The organism is Paenibacillus qinlingensis, from assembly GCF_031455095.1.
Lineage (GTDB): Bacteria > Bacillota > Bacilli > Paenibacillales > NBRC-103111 > Paenibacillus_E > Paenibacillus_E qinlingensis_A.
Window position 1 is genome coordinate 99,505 of record NZ_JAVDSB010000018.1, and the last position, 21,489, is coordinate 120,993.

Here is a 21,489-nt window from a genome sequence, read left to right on the forward strand (position 1 = left end):
GAACAAGAAGGAGGAGGATGCAGCATGAAAAAAATGGCTTTAGTAATCTCTCTGTTGGCTGGTGCAGCGCTTGGTGTCTCAGGAATGGCCTTCGCAGGCGGTAATGAGGCGACCGGTACGGGCGGCACCTTTCAGAAATCTTCTTTACCAGGAGGCGGCCTAGAGGTCCCCCACAATGATCGGATTCATCTCTCTACCGATAAGCAGTGGATCTCCTCAGAAGGTCACTTGTCGGATCTTATCCGGCTGCAGTGGACCAAAGACCGGGCGAAGCCGGCCATCTCTTGGCTAGATGAGAAGGGAAAAGACAAGGCGGCTATCGTCGCTCATGCCAAAGCGAATAACCCGGAGCAGCACGATCACAATCATATGTCGTTCGAGACGACGATGGCACCTGACGGTAAGAACGCGAATGAGCTTTTCACGCGACTAGAAATTCCGTTCGACCAGGATGTAGCTGAAATTCGCACGCATTCCTCTAATTTTAATGTGATGGATGGCATCCTAAGGGTTGCCGGCACGGGTGGCGTTAATCGAGATCTCACTTGGGCCAAAGCCGACGATGGGAACGTGACGACGCCACGCTGGGCAATGCGTGCAGATAACTCCGAGGAAACCGGAGGAAACGCCGGCTCCAATCTGCAGATCATCCGTTATTCGGATGAGGGTAAAGCCTTGGACAATCCGTTATCAATTAACCGCAGCAGCGGCAATATCGGTATCGGAAATTCGGACGCCAAGACGAAACTGGACATCAGTGATGACAGCATCCGCATCCGAAAGTCTATGACGCCTGCCTCATCTACGGCCCCCGGAGAAGTTGGCGAGATGGCGTGGGATGATGGGTTCGTCTATGTGTGTGTGGCACCGAATACATGGAAGAGAACGGCACTTTCTTCGTGGTAACATACAGTTAATCAAAAAAAAAGAGACTGCTTCAAAAAGTCTAAACTGACTTTTTGAAGCAGTCTCTTTTTTCTGAGCTGTAAGCGATAAATACCTTGCAGTACGCGGGATCTGGCGGTGTGAGGTGTACGTATATTACGGTTTTTTGTCACTTTTTTGTAAGCGATATCATGCAATTCCTGTTGTGTAATATGAAGGATACGATCTCGAATACCCCCTTAAAATGGAAAAAGTTGTAGAAATCTATGAAAGGATCATGAATACTCCCTACACTTACCTTTAGCTAAAGCTAGGATTGAAGTGGGGGGTTTCTAGTGTATCAACCTTACTTATTTCAGGATGCTTAACACCAGTGGAGTTGACACATTGATGGTTATTGTTCCATCCAACCCCTCTATCCCATTAGCTTCCTTAGCGGATACGTTTGGGAATACTTTTCGCATTATATTGGCTGCGCCATTAACATCGGCATGGATCAAACCCTTCGCACTCTTATATAGTCCGCGATGGATCCGTTTCCCTGCAAACATCAAAGCACTCTCTTCGTCATAACGCAGCAATGCATCATGATCCAAGAAGCTGGCTTTCGAGGTGTAGGCTTCTTCTGTGAAGATAACGGCTATTCCCTGTGCAGCGGCTTTATATTGGAGCATCGAAAGGAACATCTGATGAGGGACATGACAAAAGGACTGATTATTTCGCCGCCCGATATTAGATGATTGCTTCCACCCGTCGTTATGCCCGATTACGATAGTGCTGATGTCTTGCTCCACAGCCAGTTTAATGATATGATAACTCGCTTTGTGGAACAGGTCTTTGAGCTTTCGATGGCGTTTAAGTTGCAATCGTTTTAAACGGTAGGAAGTATTTACGCCTTCTTGCGGCTCCTTACCTTGCCGAAGAATACCTGTATATCGAGCTTTCATTTTGTTGTAATACTGATTGATGGCTTTCACTACCTTGCCCTTCACCAACACCGGTTTGGATCCGGTTGTCGTGACGATGGTTGCAAGATTGTTGATGCCAAGATCTATTGCTAGTACATGTTTATTCTCTGATTCTTTCTCTTCAATCCGACATGCAAAGACCATTTCCACCATGTATTGTCCGTATTTTGGAACAACACGTACCTGCATCAACTGTCCATCGGTATGACCCAACTTGCCGATGTTAAGCTGTAATCGCGTTTTCGGAAGCTTAAGATATTTCCGTTCTTTAATCACACAATCCTGATTCGTGAAAACCACTTCTTTTGCTTGACTGCGGGCGTAGCCCGGAATACAAGGCTTTCCACTGTACTTCTCCGGATGATTATGGTAGTCGTTGATACTGGCGAAGTAGGACTTCCAGTTCTGAAACACAACCTGCATGACCCCTTGACTACTCTGGGTAGGGAGCTTTCGATAGTCGACTTGCTCCATCACTTTGAATAAGGCGTCTAGAAAGCGGTAATTGACAAAAGGACTCTCCTGCGATGGTAATTGAAATGGACGGGAACGATTCTTCTCACTCAGTCGTTCATTCATGGCGTCAATGTGCGTCTGTAGCGTGTCTATCACTTGTTGCTGTAGTGGTTGTAGTGGTTGGCTCTGTCCAGAAGCGGTAAAAACTTGTCTGATATAAAAGTTGGTCGTGTTGTAGAGATTTTTGGCATCCTGACACACCTTCTCCAGGTACGGATACAACCGATGTCCGGGCTTAATCCATACTTGATAGGTTCTGTAAACTGACTTTTGCGCTGACATGACTTCACCTCCAGTCCATATAGTGAATTAGAACAAATGTTCTGTACTCATTTTACCGTATATGAATTGGGAAAGGAAGAACATTTAAAGGGGGACCTTAGGAAGTCGCGGGTTCACCTCGCAACTTGCAGTGGTAGGTCCTCTCCGCGGAATTCATAGAAAGGTGTGAACCGTTTGTGACTTGGAAAGTGTTGATTGCGGATGATGATCCGAATGTGAGAGAAATCATCCGACTCTATTTCCGTCAGCAGCTTATCGAATTATTCGAAGCCCCTGACGGCGTCGCGGCCCTGACCCTGTTAGCGGAAGTTAAGCCTGATATCGTGATACTAGATGTGATGATGCCGGGGCTCGACGGTTATGAAACGTGCCGTGAGATTACCAAGCGTTATGAGGATGTGCCGATCATTATGTTGACGGCGAAGAATGATGAGTTTGATCGGGTGCTGGGCCTTGAGCTAGGCGCCGATGATTATATGACCAAGCCCTTCAGTCCAAGGGAGCTGGTGGCGCGCATTAAAGCGATTTTTCGCAGAATGCAGAAGGGACAGCCTACTGTTGAGGTAGATGCACCCGTCCAATATGAGTTTGATGATTTGGTTATTCATGTGAACCGCCGAGAGGTGCTCGCGGGGAGTACGAAAATTGACATGCGCCCGAAGGAGTTTGAACTGCTCGCCTTTTTTGCGAAATCGCCGGGCGACGTGTTTACGAGAGAACAGCTGCTGGAGCAGGTGTGGGGATATGATTTTTTAGGCGATATGCGAACAGTGGACGTTCATATTAAAAAGCTTCGAGAAAGATTAAGCCCGTGTCATCATGTATGCATTCACACGGTTTGGGGCGTGGGCTATAAATTTGAGGTAGCCGCATGTACCTAAATCATCTAAATCTAAATAAGAGCATTTTACGAAAAATGCTGACTAGCTCCGTCGTTACGGTGCTGCTTGGGCTATGTGCGGTGGGGCTCGTTATTTCGTTATTTGCCAAGGATTATATCGTCAATTCCAAAAGTAATGAGATGATCCGGCAAGCTAAGCAAGTGAATCTAGCCATTCAAAATCAGAAGGAATGGAGTGATCGTTCCAAGGAACAGCTGCACTTTTTCGATCAAGCCTTTGACTCCCGTATTTGGATATTTGACTTGGACGGAAACATCGTCACGACCTCATCCAAGGATGAGGTGAATGTAGGCAAGATTGTCAGCAAGGAAGTGATCAACGGAGTTCTGAATGGTGAACCTGCCATATGGAATCAATCCGACGGTTTTAAGGAAGGTATGCTTTCGGTTGCCGTTCCATGGGGAAAGGACAACGACGTGTACGGGGGGATTGTCCTGCATTCGCCTCTTAAAGGGATGAATGAGACGATCGCTCAGCTGAGAGAAACCATCCTTTGGGTTACGCTGCTCGGTATCTTTTTTTCATTTAGCGTATCCTTTTACTTGTCATGGACCATTAGCCGCCCCATCCAACAGATCGATAAGGCAGCAGCCAAGATTGCTATCGGTGACTATAGCGAGAGAATCCAGATTGATTCCAAGGATGAGATTGGCGAGCTGGCCACGACCATTAATCATATGGTGGAGCAGCTGGCGCGCGTTGATCTGGAAAAAAGAGAGCTGAACCAGCTGCGACATGACTTTTTAGCAAATGTTTCCCATGAACTGCGAACGCCGCTAACGGCGATGCGAGGGTTTTTGGAGGCACTTCAGGATGGTTTGATTGAAGATGGATCGCGGGATAAATATTACGAAATCATGTATAACGAAACGATACATATGAACCGACTGGTTGATGATATTACGGATCTAATGAAGTTGGAAAATAAGGAAATTGATCTGGTGTGGTTGGCGGTCGATGTTCAGGCAATGATGTCCAAGCTAGCCTTTAAATTTCAACCGGAGGCAGAACTACGCGGAACGTTCATTCACTGTTATGAGGATGACAATTCGCCGCAAGCTCATGCCGATCCGGATCGGCTAGAACAAATTCTGAACAATTTGATCAAAAATGCCGTTAAGTTCACCGAGAACGGAACAATCGAATTGAAGGCGATGGCCGTTCCATCGGAAGGGTGTGTCCTCATCACGGTAACCGATACAGGAATCGGTATATCACCGGAGGATCAAGGGCTCATCTGGGAGCGCTTCTTCAAAGTGGAGAGAGGCAGACCCGTGAAGCATAAAGACTCTTCCGGTCTGGGGCTTGCCATTGTGCGAGAGCTTGTGGAGCTTCACAATGGCAGCATTCGCGTGCGCAGCGAGTTGGGCGTCGGAAGTGCTTTTGAGGTCAGAATTCCGCTGTATGAAAGCCGTCCGTATGTGCAGCCGTTGGTGAGTTTGGCGGGCGTTGGGTAGTATATATAGAAATGCCGTAGAGAAGGAGGGTTCCTTTTCTGCGGCATTTTTTTTCCCTACTCGTAATACTTTCGCCATGTTCGTACTGTTCAAAATAAGCGAATATAGAACTTGTAAGACACATTGGTTCTTAGTCGGACGGTCGTAACGAGGCATGGATATCCGTTATCCCGCAGTGCCGTGCATCATATGCGACGGTATCCTGTACGCTCGGATCGATAAGAATCCACCATTGGGGTTCAATTCCCCAATCGCATATTTGAGCGATTCTGGTTGAACACTCGATTTCCAATCGAGCAAAAAATTTATTTTTTAAGACCAAAGGGTAGAATCCCTAGCGGCTAGTTTAAGCGCACTGTAGGTAGGCTTTGCAGTCCGTGGATACAGATGGGGCGAGACTCCGGTAGATTTTTTGGGAAAGAAGGGGGAGGAAGGGTGGCTGAAGTAGGGTCAACCTCCGGAATCCAATGTCCTTCAACGTCACAGGGGGACTGCTTATCTCAAACGGGATTCCGCCGGACTTACAGATGGGATTCTTCAACCGATGGTCGAACTATTTAGGAGGTAACGAACATGTTAAAAAAAATAACGATTCAAGCTGACCAGCGCGGTCTACTCTTTCATAAAGGAAGTTATGTGAAAAAGCTTATGCCAGGGACCTACCACTATATCATGTGGTCACAATCTTCGGTTGTCGTATTGAATATCGCGGATCCGTTCGTTGTAGCGGGCAAAGATTTACAGTTATTTCTCCACGATGACAACCTGGTGCAGGAACTAGAAATCGTTCGTGTACAAGATCATGAATACATGCTGCATTATGAGGAAGGTCAATTTATACAACTGCTCAAACCTGGTGTCTACGCTTACTGGAATGTCCTAAAAAAGCATACATTTTTACATGCGGATATTAGAAAACCAGAGTTACCTGTTGAGGTAAATCGTTCGCTTCTACCGAAGCTTACGGCCTATGTACAGGGCTATGAAATTGCGAGTTATGAGTCTGGATTTTTGTTTTATGATCACGTTTTGCAGCGTGAGCTTTCTCCTGGCAAGTACTACTTCTGGAGAGGTCCTGTCTCGACTGTGGTAAAAACGACTGATGTAAGGCAGCTGCAAATGGATCTAATCGGCCAAGAAATCATGACAGAAGACAAGGTTACCCTACGCTTGAACTTCGTCTGCCAATACAAGATCGTAAAGCCATTACGTGCCTTGGAAATGAAATCGTTTGACGATCAAATCCACATCCAGCTTCAGCTCATACTGCGTGAATATGTCGGAAACCTAAAGTTAGACGATCTCTTGAAAAAGAAAGAGGACGTTGCATCGTTCGTCTTATCCCGTTTGCGGGAGAAGGGCGAAGAGTACGGCGTACAGTTCTTGAACGCAGGAGTGAAGGATGTCATTTTGCCTGGCGAAATGAAAGATATCTTAAATACCGTGCTGCTGGCTGAGAAGAAGGCCCAGGCGAATCTCATTACACGTCGTGAAGAGACCGCATCGACCCGTAGTTTGTTAAACACCGCGAAGCTAATGGACGAGAATCAGACGTTGTTTCGTCTGAAGGAGCTGGAATTCCTCGAGAAAATATGCGAGAAAGTCGGTTCGATTTCATTAACAGGCGGCGGGGATCTGTTGGAGAGATTGAGTTCGCTCATTGGTGAAAAGAAGGCAGCTAGTAAATAACAGTATTGTTCGCGTCTGTGAAAAAGGAGCTTAGCGGTTTGATACACCTGCTAAGTTCCTTTTTAATTTCCACTTCTCAGAAGACCATGCAAGATAAGGTGATGGCATCATCTTAACTTGTGTGTTTTCTCATTTTTACTGGAAATAAAGTGATGGTATAACGCTAAAGTGTTGAGATACGCAGGAAACTTCGATTTTGAAGCTTTTAGCGTTATCGCATAACGTTATTTTTCAACTGGTTGTCCATTTACACGGATTAGCGTTTTCCCGTAACTTTATTTAAAGTAGTTGCGTCATTGAAGGTCTTTTGGTTACTTATTTATTTTTTCAAAAATATCACGCTCCTGACGAGCGGTAGCCCACCTGCACTTTTATAGATTTCGATCAAAAGCAGCTTGCATATGACCACAGCACGCATCCGTAACTATTAGCCCACGATTTGCATATATAATTTAGATACTCTAGGCTCCCATGATACAATGATGATTGTTTTGCAAGTACGACATCATTCGACAAAGTTATCAGAAATCATAACTTTTTCACTTTCTTCCACTTTGCACGAAAGCCATTTTCTGTTAGTATATAAAGAAAGGCGATAGATTTAGTAAGAATTAAAAGGAGGCACCTTTTCCATGGAAAAACTGATACTTGATTCTATAGATGAAATGACACATCTGGATCAACTCGAGGCTGAAGCGATTTATATTATCCGAGAAGTAGCTGCGGAATGTGAAAAGCCTGTGATGCTGTATTCGATCGGCAAGGACAGTTCCGTTATGCTGCATTTGGCGCTGAAAGCTTTTTATCCAGAGAAGCCGCCATTTTCTTTCATGCATATTGATACGACGTGGAAGTTCAAGGAAATGATTGAATTCCGCGATCGTAAAGCCAAAGAGTTCGGAATCAACATGATCGTTCACTCCAATCAAGAGGGAATTGACCAGGGGATTAACCCGTTCGATCACGGTTCCGCGTATACGGACATTATGAAAACCCAAGCCCTGAAAGAGGGATTGGACAAATACGGATTTACAGCAGCGTTCGGCGGCGGAAGACGGGATGAAGAGAAGTCGCGCGCGAAGGAGAGAATTTTCTCGTTCCGGAATAAGAACCATGCCTGGGATCCGAAGAACCAACGACCGGAAATGTGGAAACTTTTTAATACAAGAATTAATAAAGGCGAAAGCATGCGTGTGTTCCCTATCTCCAACTGGACGGAGAAAGATATCTGGCAATATATTCGCAGAGAAAATATTGATATTGTGCCGCTCTATTTTGCCAAAGAAAGACCTGTCATCGAACGTGACGGACATCTCATCTTGGTGGACGATGATCGCATGAGGATCGAGCCTCATGAGAAAGTTGAAATGAAGAAGATGCGTTTCCGCACACTAGGCTGCTACCCGCTTACTGGCGGTGCCGAGTCAGAAGCGAATACACTTGATACCATTATTGAAGAAACCCTGGGTGCAGTATCATCCGAGCGGACGACGCGGGTAATTGACCAAGAAGCGGCTGGAAGTATGGAACGACGTAAACGGGAGGGTTATTTCTAAAATGAAGAGTCTTCTTAAATTTATCACATGCGGAAGTGTGGATGACGGCAAATCTACGCTGATTGGACATATGCTTTATGAGGCAAAACTTTTGTTCGCCGACCAAGAAAGAGCGCTGGAACTAGACAGCAGACTTGGCAGCCGCGGCGGCAAAATTGACTATTCCTTGCTGCTTGACGGGCTGTTAGCAGAGCGTGAGCAAGGTATTACGATTGATGTGGCTTATCGGTATTTTACGACGGATCACCGTTCGTTCATCGTAGCGGACACGCCGGGACACGAAGAATATACCCGTAACATGGCTGTAGGTGCATCTTTTGCGGATCTGGCTATCATTCTTGTGGACGCGAAGAAAGGGGTTATTACCCAAACCAAGCGCCACTCTCGGATTTGTGCACTTATGGGAATTAAACATATCGTTCTTGCTGTGAATAAGATGGATTTAGTCGGTTTTGATCCTAAGGTATTTGATACGATCAAACAAGAATTCTCGCAATTGACCGCCGGGTTTCATTTTGAAAGCATTCAGGTGATCCCTGTTTCCGCCACTGAAGGGGATAACATTACGAAAAAATCACCAAATACCCCTTGGTACGAGGGTCTTGCCTTGTTGCCATATTTGGAAAATGTGGACGTTCATCAGAGCGATAATACGAAGCCATTTATGATGCCGATTCAGCGTGTATGCCGTCCGGATCATACTTTCCGAGGTTTCCAAGGTCAAATTGAGGGTGGTCGTATCGCGGTTGGTGATGAGTTGATCACGTTGCCTAGTCATGAGAAGGCGAAAGTCAAACGGATCCTCGTGGGCGACCAAGATCGAGATTATGCCTATGCTGGACAGCCCGTAACCATTCAACTGGATCGGGAAGTCGACGTGTCGCGGGGCTGTGTATTCACGAAGGATACTCAGATGCAAGAGGCAGACAGTTTTAGTGCTACGATTCTTTGGATGGACGACTCTGTACTGACGCCAGGCAAGAACTACCTGGTCAAAGTAGGAACGAAAATCCTGCCAGGTACTGTAACGGCGATTACACATAAAATCGAAATTAATACGGGAAAAACGGTGCCAACCGATCATATTGTCAAAAATGAGTTGGCCAAATGTGAGTTTTCTTTATCTGACGCTATCGTTATTGATTCTTTCGAACTAAATAAAAGCATCGGCGGATTTATTCTTATTGATCGTGTCACCAATATGACTTCTGCTTGTGGAGTGATTGAGCAGACTCTTCAAAGCTCCGACAACGCGGTAGGACTAGATACGGAAATCAACAGAGAAGTTCGTGCTCAGCAAAAAGGTCAGAATCCGTTGACCCTTTGGTTCACGGGTTCAGATCAATCGACCCTTGCGAAGGAAGTCGAAAAACGTCTAGTATCAACAGGCCATCACACCATGTTGCTGGGGAAAGGCCAAGGAGAATCGGCACAGCGATTAGCAGAACTTGCTAAATTGATGAACGATGCTGGACTTATTGCATTAGTATCGTATAATTCCTCGAACGGTAACGATCTAGAAACCGCACGGGATATCATTGGCAAAGAATTTATTGAGGTTCAGGTGAGCTCGGGCACCAATGGTTCTCTTGGCAACTCCGAAATTCAAATCGATGCAAGCAAGTCATCCATTGACGAATCTGCTAATTATGTCGTGAAACGAATTATCACATATTTAATTAATGAGAGTAGTCGTGGACAATTCCTTAATTTTTAAAAAATAAACAAGAGCACACTTGATAGCCAAGTGTGCTTTTGTTTGCATTCTGTTGATTTTTCGTAGATCATATAAGAAATAACAAGTACTACCAACCTTCGGAGGCCCATACATGAAGAAATGGCTCAAAATAACACTGATTTCACTTCTTTCGCTCATTCTTGTACTCGCAGTGGCATTTCTAATCTATGTCTCTAATTATTATCATGCGGTTGATGTTTCCAAGGATGCCTTAGTCAATGAAAAGACGATCACAACAGATGGCAAACTGACTATCCTATCACCTTCAACGCCGAGCGAGACGGGTTTCATTTTCTATCCAGGGGGAAAGGTTGAACATATTGCTTACTTACCTCTGCTTGAGAAGTTGCGTCAAAACGGGATAACGTGCGTGCTGGTTGATATGCCTTTTAACCTTGCGTTTTTTAATAGCAATGCCGCAGATGACGTGTTTGGCAAATTGCCCGAAATCAAAAACTGGTATATCGGTGGACATTCACTAGGCGGAGCAATGGCAAGCAATTACGCTGCTAAGCACCAAGATCAGATTAAGGGGCTTATATTGCTTGGCGCCTACATTTATGGTGACATTCCGCCAGCAAATGCGTTAACCGTATACGGCTCGCTTGATGGTGTACTGGATAAATCGAAGATCACCTACAAAGAGAACGTGTTCGTTATTGAAGGCGGTAATCATGGGCAATTTGGCAATTACGGTGCTCAAAAAGGCGATGGAACTGCGACGATTTCCAGTGAGCAACAGCAACAGGAAACCGTTGATCACATCATTGAATTTATCAAAATGAAAGATAAAACCAAATGAAAATCGAACTCAATAACACAACCATAGACGTCAACGTCCAATATGCTATCCGTAAAAAACTATATATCCACATCGATGATACAGGTTTCATTACGATCAAAGCGCCCAACGGCACCAGTGAAGAACAACTCATCGACGCTGTGCAACAACACAGCAAGTCTATTCTAGACAAGCTAGACGCCATTAACCGAGCTAGACAACCTATCCCGAAAGTCAGGGAATATGAAGACGAGGGCAAGTTCCTTCATCTTGGGAAATATTATTTTCTCCACGAGTTAATTGAAACGAATGGTCTTTCGCAGGATGAGTTGAAAATTAGCCTGAAGAAATTCTACTTCGCAAGCTGCAAGAAGGTCATCGCGGAGCGAATCAAAACGTATCAAACCCAGCTGAAAGTCAAACCCAAGATCATCGAAATCGATGAATCGAGAACAAAGTGGGGGAGCTGCAGCTCGGATAAAAAGCTAACGTTTAATTATCGCCTAGCCATGGCACCGGTTGATGTCATTGACTATGTCATCGTGCATGAGTTGTGTCATCTCTTGCATATGAACCATGATCGCTCCTTCTGGAGACGTGTAGGCAGCCTTATGCCGGATTTTAAAGAGAAGGAAGCATTCTTAGCCCGGTATGGTCAGGCCATGACGTTGTAACGTAAGACAACAAAGAGGAGCAAGGTTCCAAGAACCTTACTCCTTTTTTTAACCTATACCAAATCATTCTCATGCAAATAAGCAATCGTTGCCGACCTTCCAGAGACATTCAGCTTCTTATAGATAACGCTTAGATAATTTTTCACAGTCCCCGTGGTCAAAAACAGGTCAGCAGCGATAGCTTGATTGGACTTCCCTTGTTTTAAATTCCTCAGTATATTTCGTTCCTGGGTAGATAAACCAGCAAGCTTGTCATCCTGTTGTTGCACTTCGCTAGACTTTTCTTCCAGAGCTCGCTCTTCACATTCCTCTGATGTACGCATTGCTTGAACAAGCCTCGACTGAATACTTAAGGGGTATGTAATGCCGCCATCTAGACACACTTGAATGGTTGAGAGTATTTTCTTCGTCTCGACGCCTTTTACCAAATAGCCGCTGGCACCGTGTCGTATCGCTTCCCAGATATAGGATTCATCCTCAAACGTGGTTAAAATAAGCACCTTGATCTCCGGGAATTCGGCTTTGATTCGTTTGGTAGTCTCTAGACCATCTAGTTTAGGCATATGGATATCCATCAGAACGAGTTGAGGACGATGAAGTTGTACTTGTTCAAGGGTGGCTATGCCATCCCCCGTTGTTGCTACGACGCTATATCCCTCCTCCATGCCTAGAATGGCGGCCAAACCATCCCGGATCAGGGGCTGGTCATCTGCGATTAGAATAGTTGTGTGAGACAATGCAATCACTCCTTCAAACGTTCCTCCTACATCTTCTACTCTTTCCTCATGGCAGTAACATGCTATATTTTATTCATTTTACCATAAACATGACTTAAGTCATAGAAAACTGACAAAAATCGACAGTCTATTTGCTATTCTAGTGATTTTCTTCATCTTGGATAGGCCTTTAGGATCACTTATAATGAGGAGAGAGGATTTATGAAATTCCGAGGGAGGCATGTCCAAATGTTGATGATATTGTGGAACGTACTAGGTGGCATTCTTCTAATCTTGAGTTTATATATGCCCATTCGAATGTTATTGGAACGTAACCCTGAGTAGGAGGGACTACGATTCTATATTTTTTTTACATAATTTTAGCGGAACTAACACTCTCTTATTTCGTCTATTACTATGTTGCTATAAATTCAATGCTAGCGACAGCTGCGATAGAGGGAAAGGAAAGTAGATTATGTGGAAAAAGACAATGTTACTAGGCGCGCTGTTTGTCCTATTGTTTGCAAATAACGCGTTTGCTTACGATGTGCAACTCAAGCCCTTTCAGGATGAAGAACAAGATTATGCCAAGGACCCGATTTATACACTATCCGCACTAGGTATTATTAACGGCTACGAGGATCAAACTTATCGTCCCAATAATGATCTGTCTAGAGAGGCTTTCATTAAGTTACTCGTTATGGCAGGCAAAATAGAGAACAAAGCCACCGGTGGGCGTACTCCCGCAGATGTATCGAAGGATCGCTGGTCGGCACCTTATATTGCTGCTGTTCATGAACGGAAATGGTTAGATAACTTGATAGATCAAGCTGGTTTATTTCATCCAGAGCAGACGATTACTAGAGAAGAAGTTGCGATGCTCGTAGGGAAATCGTTGCTAGATTCCGAAAGCGAGAAGACACGCCAACAATGGCTAACTTCGGATTGGTTGAATGAGCGGATCGTTAGAGGTTTTAAAGATGATTCGGCAATGAACGAAGCTATGAAACCTTATGTGTATTACGCAGCGCATCGTGGCATTATGGAGGGAGATCAGTCGGGATTCAACCCGAAGGAGTCTTTGATACGCAAACAGGCTGCTGCTGTTATCTATCGTTTGATTGATAAGCGTATTGCCGAGCAAAAGATCGATGTCACAGGTTATTATGCGATCCAGTCCTATGCTGCGATTGAGCAAATGAATAAGCTTTCTCATGTCATATTAGGTTGGTCTAACTTGTCCTACAGTACTGCTGGCACAGCTTCATTGAATATCAACTCAACGGTTAATCGCGTGCCGAGTGGTTATGAAGAAGTCCTTGCTGCAGCGAATGCGGCTCAAATCCCGAAGGAATTGATGGTTTTCTATGATGGCGCTAATTTAAAAGACTTCCTGAAAGATCAAGCGGCCCGGGCGGCCTTTATGTCATCCTTGCTCCATACTTTGAAAGATCCAGCATACTCGTTTACTGGGGTCAGCATTGATTTTGAAGGTTTGAAGGATGCGGCAAGTGCGGCGGACTATACCCATTTTCTTCAGGAGTTGAAAAGTCAGTTAGGTTCGCTTACATTGTCCGTAGCTGTTCCTCCAACTTATTATTATAAGGGTTATGATTTAAAAGAGATCGGTAAGCTAGCCGATATGGTAATCCTTATGGCTTATGACTTCACGCATGACGATAACATGCTGCCATCGGCTCCGTTACCTTTAGTGAACGATACGGTGATGGCAGCGTTGCAATCCATACCGAAGGAGAAACTGGTTCTTGGCATTTCCAAACAAGCTAACCAGTGGATAACCACATCCGGCGTAACCGGATCAGCCCTTAATCCAGCTATTGCAGATGTTGAGAAAAGGCTGGCGATGCCAGGTGTGGATGCTGCTTGGGCGATGCCGTATTTCTTAAAGAAAGCTACATTCGCAGACGAGCGAGGCAGCCATGTGTTGTACTACGAAGACTCGCAGAGCATAGCCAAGAAAATTTGGCTCGCCAAATTCTATGATCTTCAAGGTGTTTCCTTATGGTATATGGGGAACTATACGAAATCGGATTGGGAACAAGTTGGAGAGCTGGCGGCTAAGTAATACAGTTAACATTTCGAATTCGAGGAATTCGCTTTAAATAGATGGAGAAACTCTAGTTAGATTGTGGGAATCAGAGGAAGCAGATTCATTACTCGTAAGTCATTAATGAAAGAAGAGGCTGTTTCAAAAAGTCTAGATTGACTTTTGAGACACCCTCTTTTTTATTTAATCTAAAATGCATATTGTATATTCCCCGCGATTTTCACCAGAACGAATAACCCCTAAATCTTTTAACTTTGATAAGTTTTTGGCAATACTTGATGAAGAAGCATCTAACGTATCGTCAAATAACTCTCTGTGGAATACTTCACCATCATCCATTCTGGCTATGAGCTCAAACATTGTCTTAGCATGGCCTTTTCCAAGGATCTCACGAATGTGCTTAATTCGATCATATCGTTGCAGCTCATTCAGTACTTTTGTAAGGGATGCATTAACACATTCCAGATAAAAAACTAAAAAGGGTTTTAGATCACCTTGTGTAGCAAGCATTAGGGTATCGTAATAATCTTCTATACGTTTATCAAAATATTCCTCGACACTGAAAGCATCTTTAATTTTAGCGAGATCATTATGAATGAGTCCAACTAAAGTTGAGAATGCTCTAGCAGTTCGACCGTTACCATCCGGAAACGGATGGACATATCCGACTAGGTGAAGAGTTATGCCGGATATTAATAGAGGATGGAGTTTTCTCTCATTAATAATTTCAGAATCATAGGCATGCAGACAACCGGATACACTTGTATACAACCAAGAGAAGAAGGCATTCATCAAAATGGGAACCTGAGTAAAAGCGGGAGGTTGATAACTAATGTGACCGTCATTGTCCTGAAGTGCAACAGGAATTTGTCTATAGCCATCAGGATAGTTGGTCAAGTCGTTCATCAGTAAATGTTGAATTTTTTTAAAGATAGGTTCATCCATATCGGAGAAGTCTCTAGAAGGGTCTAAGTCATAGATGAACTCATACGTCTCAAACACATTTTTAACTTCGAGCTGCGCCTTCTGTTTAATCGTTAATGGATTCTTTTTATAAGTCTGATAGACTTGTTCAACTTCTTTATATTTTAATTTGTTTTGTTCGATTTTAGTTGTGAAATGTGCAGTCCTTACCAAAGAATTACGTAGGATAGTAGGTTTTAATGGGTGACTTTTTAGACCCAATCGGGCAAGTGCTCCGATATTACGCTCTGCTTCTAGAATAAGTTGCTGAATCTCATAGTCAAAAGGATTAAAGTGAGGTCGATATACCAAACGATCCCCTTCGTATACAAAGTGCTCAGATGAAAAAGTATAAGTCATTTTACATCACTCCTTTACACTAAAAAGTACAATAAATTCAATGCTTTGCACTGATGATTAGTATATGTCAATACACTAATTATGTACATGAATAAATGGAGCTAAACTCCCACAATGTAACTCTGATAGAAAGATATTCACAACTCTTGTGATTGGATAGTTTTTCTTATTATTTTTCAACGTATTCCTATGCTAAACTAGCCTTACAAAGTTATTTCCTTTTGGAGGAATTATGAGTGATCTAGCCAAACAACTTGAGATTGCACGGAAAGAGATTGATCGGTTAAGACATGAAAATCTATTACTTAAGCAAAAGCTTGAAGAGTTAACAATAGCAGAATCTAAGCTTCATCCTTCTGCAGATGTTATCTTTGAAACAGCTATTACCAAAAGTTTAACGGCAAAAGGTTTTATTCATAATTACTCAACACCAAGTGAGAAAATCGCTTTATTTCGTTCGCTCTTCCGTGGTCGTGAGGATGTTTACCCTAATCGATGGGAAAGTAAAGCTGGAAAATCGGGGTACTCTCCTGCTTGTGCGAACGAATGGAGTTTGGTTTGTAAGAAGCCTCAAATAAAATGTTCAGACTGCTCCCATAGAGCTTTTCTTCCTGTCACGGATGAGACGATATCTCGCCATCTCGATGCAAAGATTAACCAGACAATTGGCGTGTACCCAATGCTTCAAAACGAAACCTGTTGGTTTCTAGCCATAGATTTTGATAAACAAAATTGGAGGCAAGACGCAGCCGCTGTTCTTGCTACGTGTGAGCAGCTTCAAGTACCTGCCGCACTAGAGCGTTCCCGTTCAGGTAACGGCGGGCATATATGGATATTTTTTGAGCGGCCAATTGAAGCAAGTGTTGTTAGATCATTTGGCTGTGCGCTATTAACCAGGACGATGGAGAGCAGACACGAGCTTGGACTCGACTCTTATGATCGTTTATTTCCTAATCAAGATACACTCCCCCGAGGAGGATTTGGAAATCTGATCGCTTTGCCTTTGCAAGGAGGCCCTAGGAAAGAAGGAAATAGCGTTTTTGTTGATGCCAATTTTAAACCGTACGAAGATCAATGGAATTTCTTAGCGGGGTTAAGAAAACTGAGCTTAACGCAAGTTGAGACTATTCTACAAGAAGTAACAAGGAACTCAAGTGTTCTGAATGTAGGGAACTGGGAAGATTTAAGTGAGGAGAGACCTTGGGACATTCAGCAAGTTCAAATTGATGATGAAGTAATGGGAATAGATTTACCATCCAAGTTACAGTTGGTTCTTTCTAATATGGTCTATATAGAAAAGCAAGCATTATCTAGCCGTGCAATTAATCGGATTAAGCAACTTGCTTCCTTTCCTAATCCTGATTTCTATAAAACACAAGCGATGCGCTTACCTACTTATGGAAAGCCTCGTGTGATAGGCTGTGCAGAGGAATTTTCAAGGCATATTGCACTGCCGAGAGGTTGTTTGCATGTTTTAACTAAATTACTTGAGAAGAATAATGTTCAGTATTCGATAACGGATGAGAGAAATGGCGGCGAAGTTGTAGACGCTCAATTTAATGGACAGCTTTCGGTCTTACAGGATGCTGCTGCTCGATCCATTTTAGCCCATGAGACGGGAATTCTTTCAGCCACCACAGCTTTTGGAAAAACGGTAGTTGCATCTTCTATTATCGCATCCAGAAAAGTGAATACTCTAGTTCTTGTGCATCGCCGGGAATTGATGGATCAATGGAAGGAAAGGTTGAGCACTTTTCTAAATGTGAATATCAAAGATATCGGTGTTATTGGTGGTGGTAAGGAGAAACGAACAGGCAAGATAGATATTGCTGTCATTCAAAGTCTGAATAATAAGGGTCAAATCAAAGATTATTTAATGGAATACGGACAAATTATCGTTGATGAATGTCATCATATTTCGGCTTTTAGCTTTGAGCAGGTGTTAAAAAAGGCGAATGCCAAATATGTCGTTGGCCTTACAGCTACTCCAGCCAGACAGGATGGACACCAACCGATCGTGTTGATGCAATGCGGTCCAATACGAACTCGAATTGATGCAAAATCACAAGTACTAACAAGAGGTTTCGAACATAAAGTTGTACCTAGATATACCTCTTTTCAATTGCCACCCCAGACAGTTCATCCATCGATTCAGACTATATATCAACATTTGGTAGATGATGAGAGTAGGAATGAGCTCATTTTTGATGATCTATTAAAATGCTTGAATCAAGGTAGATCACCGATCCTTCTCGCAGAGAGAACTGCTCATGTGGCATATTTTGAAAAGAGACTTGAGAAGTTTGCGAAGAACGTCATCGTTTTACGCGGCGGTATGGGGAAGAAACAGAGGGAAGTGATCAGGCAAAAGATTGCTAGTATTCCTGATACAGAAGAGCGGGTGTTTATTGCTACAGGTAAATTGATTGGTGAGGGTTTCGATGATGCTAGGCTAGATACCTTATTTCTTGTTCACCCCATTTCATGGAAAGGGAGCTTACAACAATACGCAGGAAGGTTACACCGTTCACATGCAAATAAAAAAGACGTTCAGATCTACGATTATATCGATATCCAAGTTTCTATTCTCATGAGTATGTATAAGAAAAGAATAGTGGGTTATCGTGCTATGGGATACAGCGGTATGGAACTATAGAGTATCAGAAATAGAAGAAGCACTCCACCCAGCCTCTTCTATTTTTTTATCCCCAAAACCATCTCCTGTCTAACACAATCACCCCTACATGCTCATTTAATATTACAAAGAGTAGTAGGAGGTTGTCCGATATGTCAGATAAGGATGATTGTGAGAAAATATCAATCTATGTTACCAATGATTTTCTGCCGCAGTTTGTGGATGGTAACTCTTTTGTTCCATTGGTAGTTAATTTGAATAGTGCACAGCATGGTTGTGGCATCGTTTTCGACCCGGGGACGGATACCCTTACAATCAAAAAATCCAGATTATTTCAATGTCAATTCACGATTCAACTTTCCAATGTGGCATTTCCGCCTCCAAGTAATCCGAATCCACTGGTTCGCTTTGAGGTGAGAAGGAATGGGGGAACCCTAGTCTCGTCGCAGACCAATTTCAATGCCAATAGCTTGGATACGATCTATGTGACTTCCACGTTGTTCACGGAATATTTCCGTTTTGGGGACAAAATTCAGCTTATCTTTGCTCAGCCTGCCCCTATTCCTAGCGGTTCCGTGCTGCGAATTGATTTTGCTAGCGTAACCTTAATTGAAATTTCATAGTCATCTTGCAGTGAAGCCTCATCCACAGTGATGAGGTTTTATTTTTTTATTTAATAAGGCTAAGGAAATCGTTCCCGGGCATAAATCAGATATGGTAAACTATAGGTATTAGGAACTAATTCTCTTATCCCATCTACTATATGAAAAGGCGCTGAAACCCTTCATGCTCTATTTGTACCGATCCGTCTTGAAATACCTAACGAGCAGCAAAAAAATATTCGCTGTGTTTCTAGCAGCTCTACTATTTGAACTTAGTTTTGAGTACTTTACCTCATTAAGTATCAAATATTTAATTGACGATGCTATCACGCCTCGCAATATGACTATTTTTTTCGGTCTATTGTCGGCCTTGCTGATAGGCGGGGTCTTGAACTTATTAATTGGCGTCGGCGGCGATTATGCGATGTCCAAATTAAACGAGACCATTCTCATCGGGCTGCGCAAAGATCTCTACGAACAGACGCAGAAGCTTTCTGCTCATTTCTTCTCGCGGTATCGGATCGGGGATATTGTCGCGCGGTTCACCATGGATATTCCAGCGGTCGAGCATGCGATGATGCAGACGTTTTCGACGCTTATTTTGGCTAGCCTCAGCATGGTGGTGGGGACCGTCATTTTATTTGTTTTGGAGTGGAAATTGGCGCTTGTGGCGTTTGTCGGAATTGTCTTCATGTTCGTCCCGCAAAAACTACTGAATAAACGCGCGCAGCGCTACAACGAGGAGTACGTTGGAATTGTAGAGTCATTTTCGAATAATATGGATGAGGAAATGAAGGCTTTTAAGGTCATTCGCGGCTTTCAACTACAGGAGTCTATGAAAAATAGATTCACCAAGCAACTGCAAGTTTGGTTTCGTCTAGGGGTGAAGCGAAGCTTCATTAATTCTAATCTGGAGCGTCTTCCGATCATGGTGTTATCCGTTATTAACGTGATTATCCTTGGTTTAGGGGGTTATTTCACGTTCCAAGGAACGATGACAATCGGGGATTTAATTGCCTTTTATTCGGTTTTTGATACGGTTGGCGTATCAGTAATTCAATTCATGGAGGTCGTGCCTGATCTAATTGAGGGTGAGGTTGGCATACGACGAATTAACGAAGTACTGGAGATCAAGCCAGATTTGGATGATGATGAGCAGGCTTCACGGTATCCCTCGTTGGCCAACGAGATTAAGTTCGATAATGTCACCTTCGGTTATACCGAGGCGCATCCTGTTATTCAGAATCTAAGCTTATCCATTCCCGTGGGCAGCTATGTGGCATTGGTGGGTCCGAGTGGTTCAGGCAAAAGCACGTTGCTCCAACTGCTCATGCGCTTCTATGATCCGCAAAAAGGCTCCATCCAAGTGGATGACCTTGATCTTCGTAAGATTCAGCTGTCTTCGTTGCTTACGCAAGCTGGTGTCATTTTTCAAGAACCTTATCTATTCAATACGACGATACGCGACAATCTACTGATCGGTCATCCCGATGCCACCGAGGAAGAGCTTCTTGAAGTCACGCTTGCTGTCGGTGTTCACGAGGCGATTATGCAAATGTCGAATGGCTACGATACATGGATTGAAAATGATGGGGCCAATCTGTCAGTTAGTCAGCGGCACCGGATTTCGATTGCGCGCGCTTTGCTGCGTTCGAACGAACTGACATTTATGGACGAAGTAGCGGCTTCTCTTGATCCCGAGTCAGAAATAGCACTGAATGAGACCATTACTCGGACTAATCAAGGGCGTACCGTTGTAGCGGTTTCGCACCGTTTGAAGACTGTTTCACATGCGGATCTCATCTATTTCATCCAAGAGGGGAAAGTTATCGAATACGGAACCCATCAGGAGCTGTTAGAGCATCAAGGGGCTTATCATCGTCTGTGGCAAAAGCAGCAAGGCTTCCAACTCTCCCACACAGGAGAAGTAGTTGTTGAAGTCGAACGCTTGCGACAGATGCCATTCTTTACATATATGAACGAAGACCTGTTGCATGAGATTAAGGATTTGCTGATGACAGAGAAAATGACCAGTGGCCAGTATGTTTTCCGGCAAGGTGAAGCGGGTAATAAATTGTACATCATTGTAAGGGGCAAAGTGGAAGTGTCGAAAAGGAATGCCCAGGGCGAGAACATAAGGGTCGCTGTTCTTCAGGATGGAGACCACTTTGGAGAAATCGCGTTGCTGAAAGATGCGCCCCGCAATGCCAACATTACAGCGCTAACGGATTGTACTCTGCTCTCGCTAACGCGTAAGCAATTGCTGCCTTTGTTGGATCGCTATGGAGATATGAAGGCGAAATTGAATCAGTCGTTGTCGGAGCGGAGTTAATAAAAGGCGAAGGAGTAGGTGAAATTATTTTTAAAATGGAAAAATAAAACATTGCATTCCTTGTCGAAACCATGCTATATTATCACTCCGGCCGCAAGACAGGCTGGCGAGAGTAACTGAAAGTAACTCGAAAAAAAGTAGTTGCACATTAAAAGTAAACATGGTATATTACTTCTCGCTGCTTCGGTAACACGGCAGTGAACGAAAGAAATTGATCTTTGAAAACTGAACAACGAGTGAGTAAGCACAGTCGAGTAATCGACTATAAAAGAGATTGCAAAATCTCGCTAGCTTCAAATGAGCAAGTCATCTTTCTATTATGGAGAGTTTGATCCTGGCTCAGGACGAACGCTGGCGGCGTGCCT

15 protein-coding genes are annotated in these 21,489 nt (G+C 43.7%); 12 read left to right on the top strand and 3 right to left on the bottom strand.

Going from position 1 to position 21,489, the window contains the following annotated elements; genetic code table 11:
* Nucleotides 1-24 precede the first annotated feature (24 nt).
* Nucleotides 25-906, top strand: a complete 882-nt coding sequence (locus tag J2736_RS29185; RefSeq protein WP_310502098.1) for a hypothetical protein — start codon at nt 25-27, stop codon at nt 904-906.
* 329 nt (nt 907-1,235) lie between these two features.
* Here J2736_RS29185 and J2736_RS29190 read toward each other — a convergent pair whose 3' ends face one another.
* Nucleotides 1,236-2,651: an RNA-guided endonuclease InsQ/TnpB family protein gene (locus J2736_RS29190; RefSeq protein WP_310502099.1), complete on the bottom strand. Its 1,416-nt coding sequence runs from the start codon at nt 2,649-2,651 to the stop codon at nt 1,236-1,238.
* A 176-nt stretch (nt 2,652-2,827) separates the two neighbouring features.
* Here J2736_RS29190 and J2736_RS29195 point away from each other — a divergent pair, with 176 nt between their 5' ends.
* The 7 genes from J2736_RS29195 (at nt 2,828) to J2736_RS29225 (ending at nt 11,448) form a co-directional block, all read left to right on the top strand.
* A complete protein-coding gene (locus J2736_RS29195) occupies nt 2,828-3,532 on the top strand; it encodes a response regulator transcription factor (protein WP_310502100.1) in 705 nt (234 codons plus the stop codon).
* 35 nt (nt 3,533-3,567) lie between these two features.
* Nucleotides 3,568-5,010 carry a sensor histidine kinase gene (locus J2736_RS29200; protein ID WP_310502101.1) on the top strand — a complete coding sequence of 481 codons (1,443 nt, stop codon included), beginning with the start codon at nt 3,568-3,570 and terminating at the stop codon, nt 5,008-5,010.
* 573 nt (nt 5,011-5,583) lie between these two features.
* Nucleotides 5,584-6,699 (top strand): slipin family protein, encoded by a 1,116-nt coding sequence (locus J2736_RS29205; protein WP_310502102.1) that lies wholly within the window; start codon nt 5,584-5,586, stop codon nt 6,697-6,699.
* 632 nt (nt 6,700-7,331) lie between these two features.
* Nucleotides 7,332-8,255: a sulfate adenylyltransferase subunit CysD gene (gene cysD, locus J2736_RS29210; RefSeq protein WP_310502103.1), complete on the top strand. Its 924-nt coding sequence runs from the start codon at nt 7,332-7,334 to the stop codon at nt 8,253-8,255.
* 1 nt (nt 8,256) lies between these two features.
* Nucleotides 8,257-9,972: a GTP-binding protein gene (locus J2736_RS29215; RefSeq protein ID WP_310502104.1), complete on the top strand. Its 1,716-nt coding sequence runs from the start codon at nt 8,257-8,259 to the stop codon at nt 9,970-9,972.
* A gap of 112 nt (nt 9,973-10,084) precedes the next feature.
* Complete coding sequence (locus tag J2736_RS29220; protein ID WP_310502105.1) at nt 10,085-10,795, top strand: alpha/beta fold hydrolase; 711 nt, start codon at nt 10,085-10,087, stop codon at nt 10,793-10,795.
* The gene (locus tag J2736_RS29225; RefSeq protein ID WP_310502106.1) at nt 10,792-11,448 is read left to right on the top strand and encodes a M48 family metallopeptidase; all 657 of its coding nucleotides are present in this window, start codon (nt 10,792-10,794) and stop codon (nt 11,446-11,448) included. Before J2736_RS29220 ends, J2736_RS29225 begins: the two co-directional genes overlap by 4 nt.
* A gap of 53 nt (nt 11,449-11,501) precedes the next feature.
* Here the strand turns inward: J2736_RS29225 and J2736_RS29230 are convergent, their stop codons facing one another.
* Nucleotides 11,502-12,185 (bottom strand): response regulator transcription factor, encoded by a 684-nt coding sequence (locus J2736_RS29230; protein WP_310502107.1) that lies wholly within the window; start codon nt 12,183-12,185, stop codon nt 11,502-11,504.
* 454 nt (nt 12,186-12,639) lie between these two features.
* On the opposite strand from J2736_RS29230, the gene J2736_RS29235 reads away from it, so the two are divergent.
* Nucleotides 12,640-14,250 carry a glycosyl hydrolase family 18 protein gene (locus J2736_RS29235; RefSeq protein WP_310502108.1) on the top strand — a complete coding sequence of 537 codons (1,611 nt, stop codon included), beginning with the start codon at nt 12,640-12,642 and terminating at the stop codon, nt 14,248-14,250.
* A gap of 165 nt (nt 14,251-14,415) precedes the next feature.
* Here J2736_RS29235 and J2736_RS29240 read toward each other — a convergent pair whose 3' ends face one another.
* A complete protein-coding gene (locus tag J2736_RS29240) occupies nt 14,416-15,555 on the bottom strand; it encodes a Fic family protein (RefSeq protein WP_310502109.1) in 1,140 nt (379 codons plus the stop codon).
* A 232-nt stretch (nt 15,556-15,787) separates the two neighbouring features.
* Here J2736_RS29240 and J2736_RS29245 point away from each other — a divergent pair, with 232 nt between their 5' ends.
* From J2736_RS29245 to J2736_RS29255, 3 genes are all read left to right on the top strand, one after another.
* Complete coding sequence (locus J2736_RS29245; RefSeq protein WP_310502110.1) at nt 15,788-18,211, top strand: TOTE conflict system archaeo-eukaryotic primase domain-containing protein; 2,424 nt, start codon at nt 15,788-15,790, stop codon at nt 18,209-18,211.
* Nucleotides 18,212-18,342: 131 nt separating this feature from the next.
* Nucleotides 18,343-18,813 (top strand): hypothetical protein, encoded by a 471-nt coding sequence (locus J2736_RS29250; RefSeq protein WP_310502111.1) that lies wholly within the window; start codon nt 18,343-18,345, stop codon nt 18,811-18,813.
* A 172-nt stretch (nt 18,814-18,985) separates the two neighbouring features.
* Entirely contained in the window at nt 18,986-21,124 is a 2,139-nt protein-coding gene (locus J2736_RS29255) for an ABC transporter transmembrane domain-containing protein (protein ID WP_310502112.1), read from the top strand.
* The last annotated feature ends 365 nt before the right edge of the window (nt 21,125-21,489 follow it).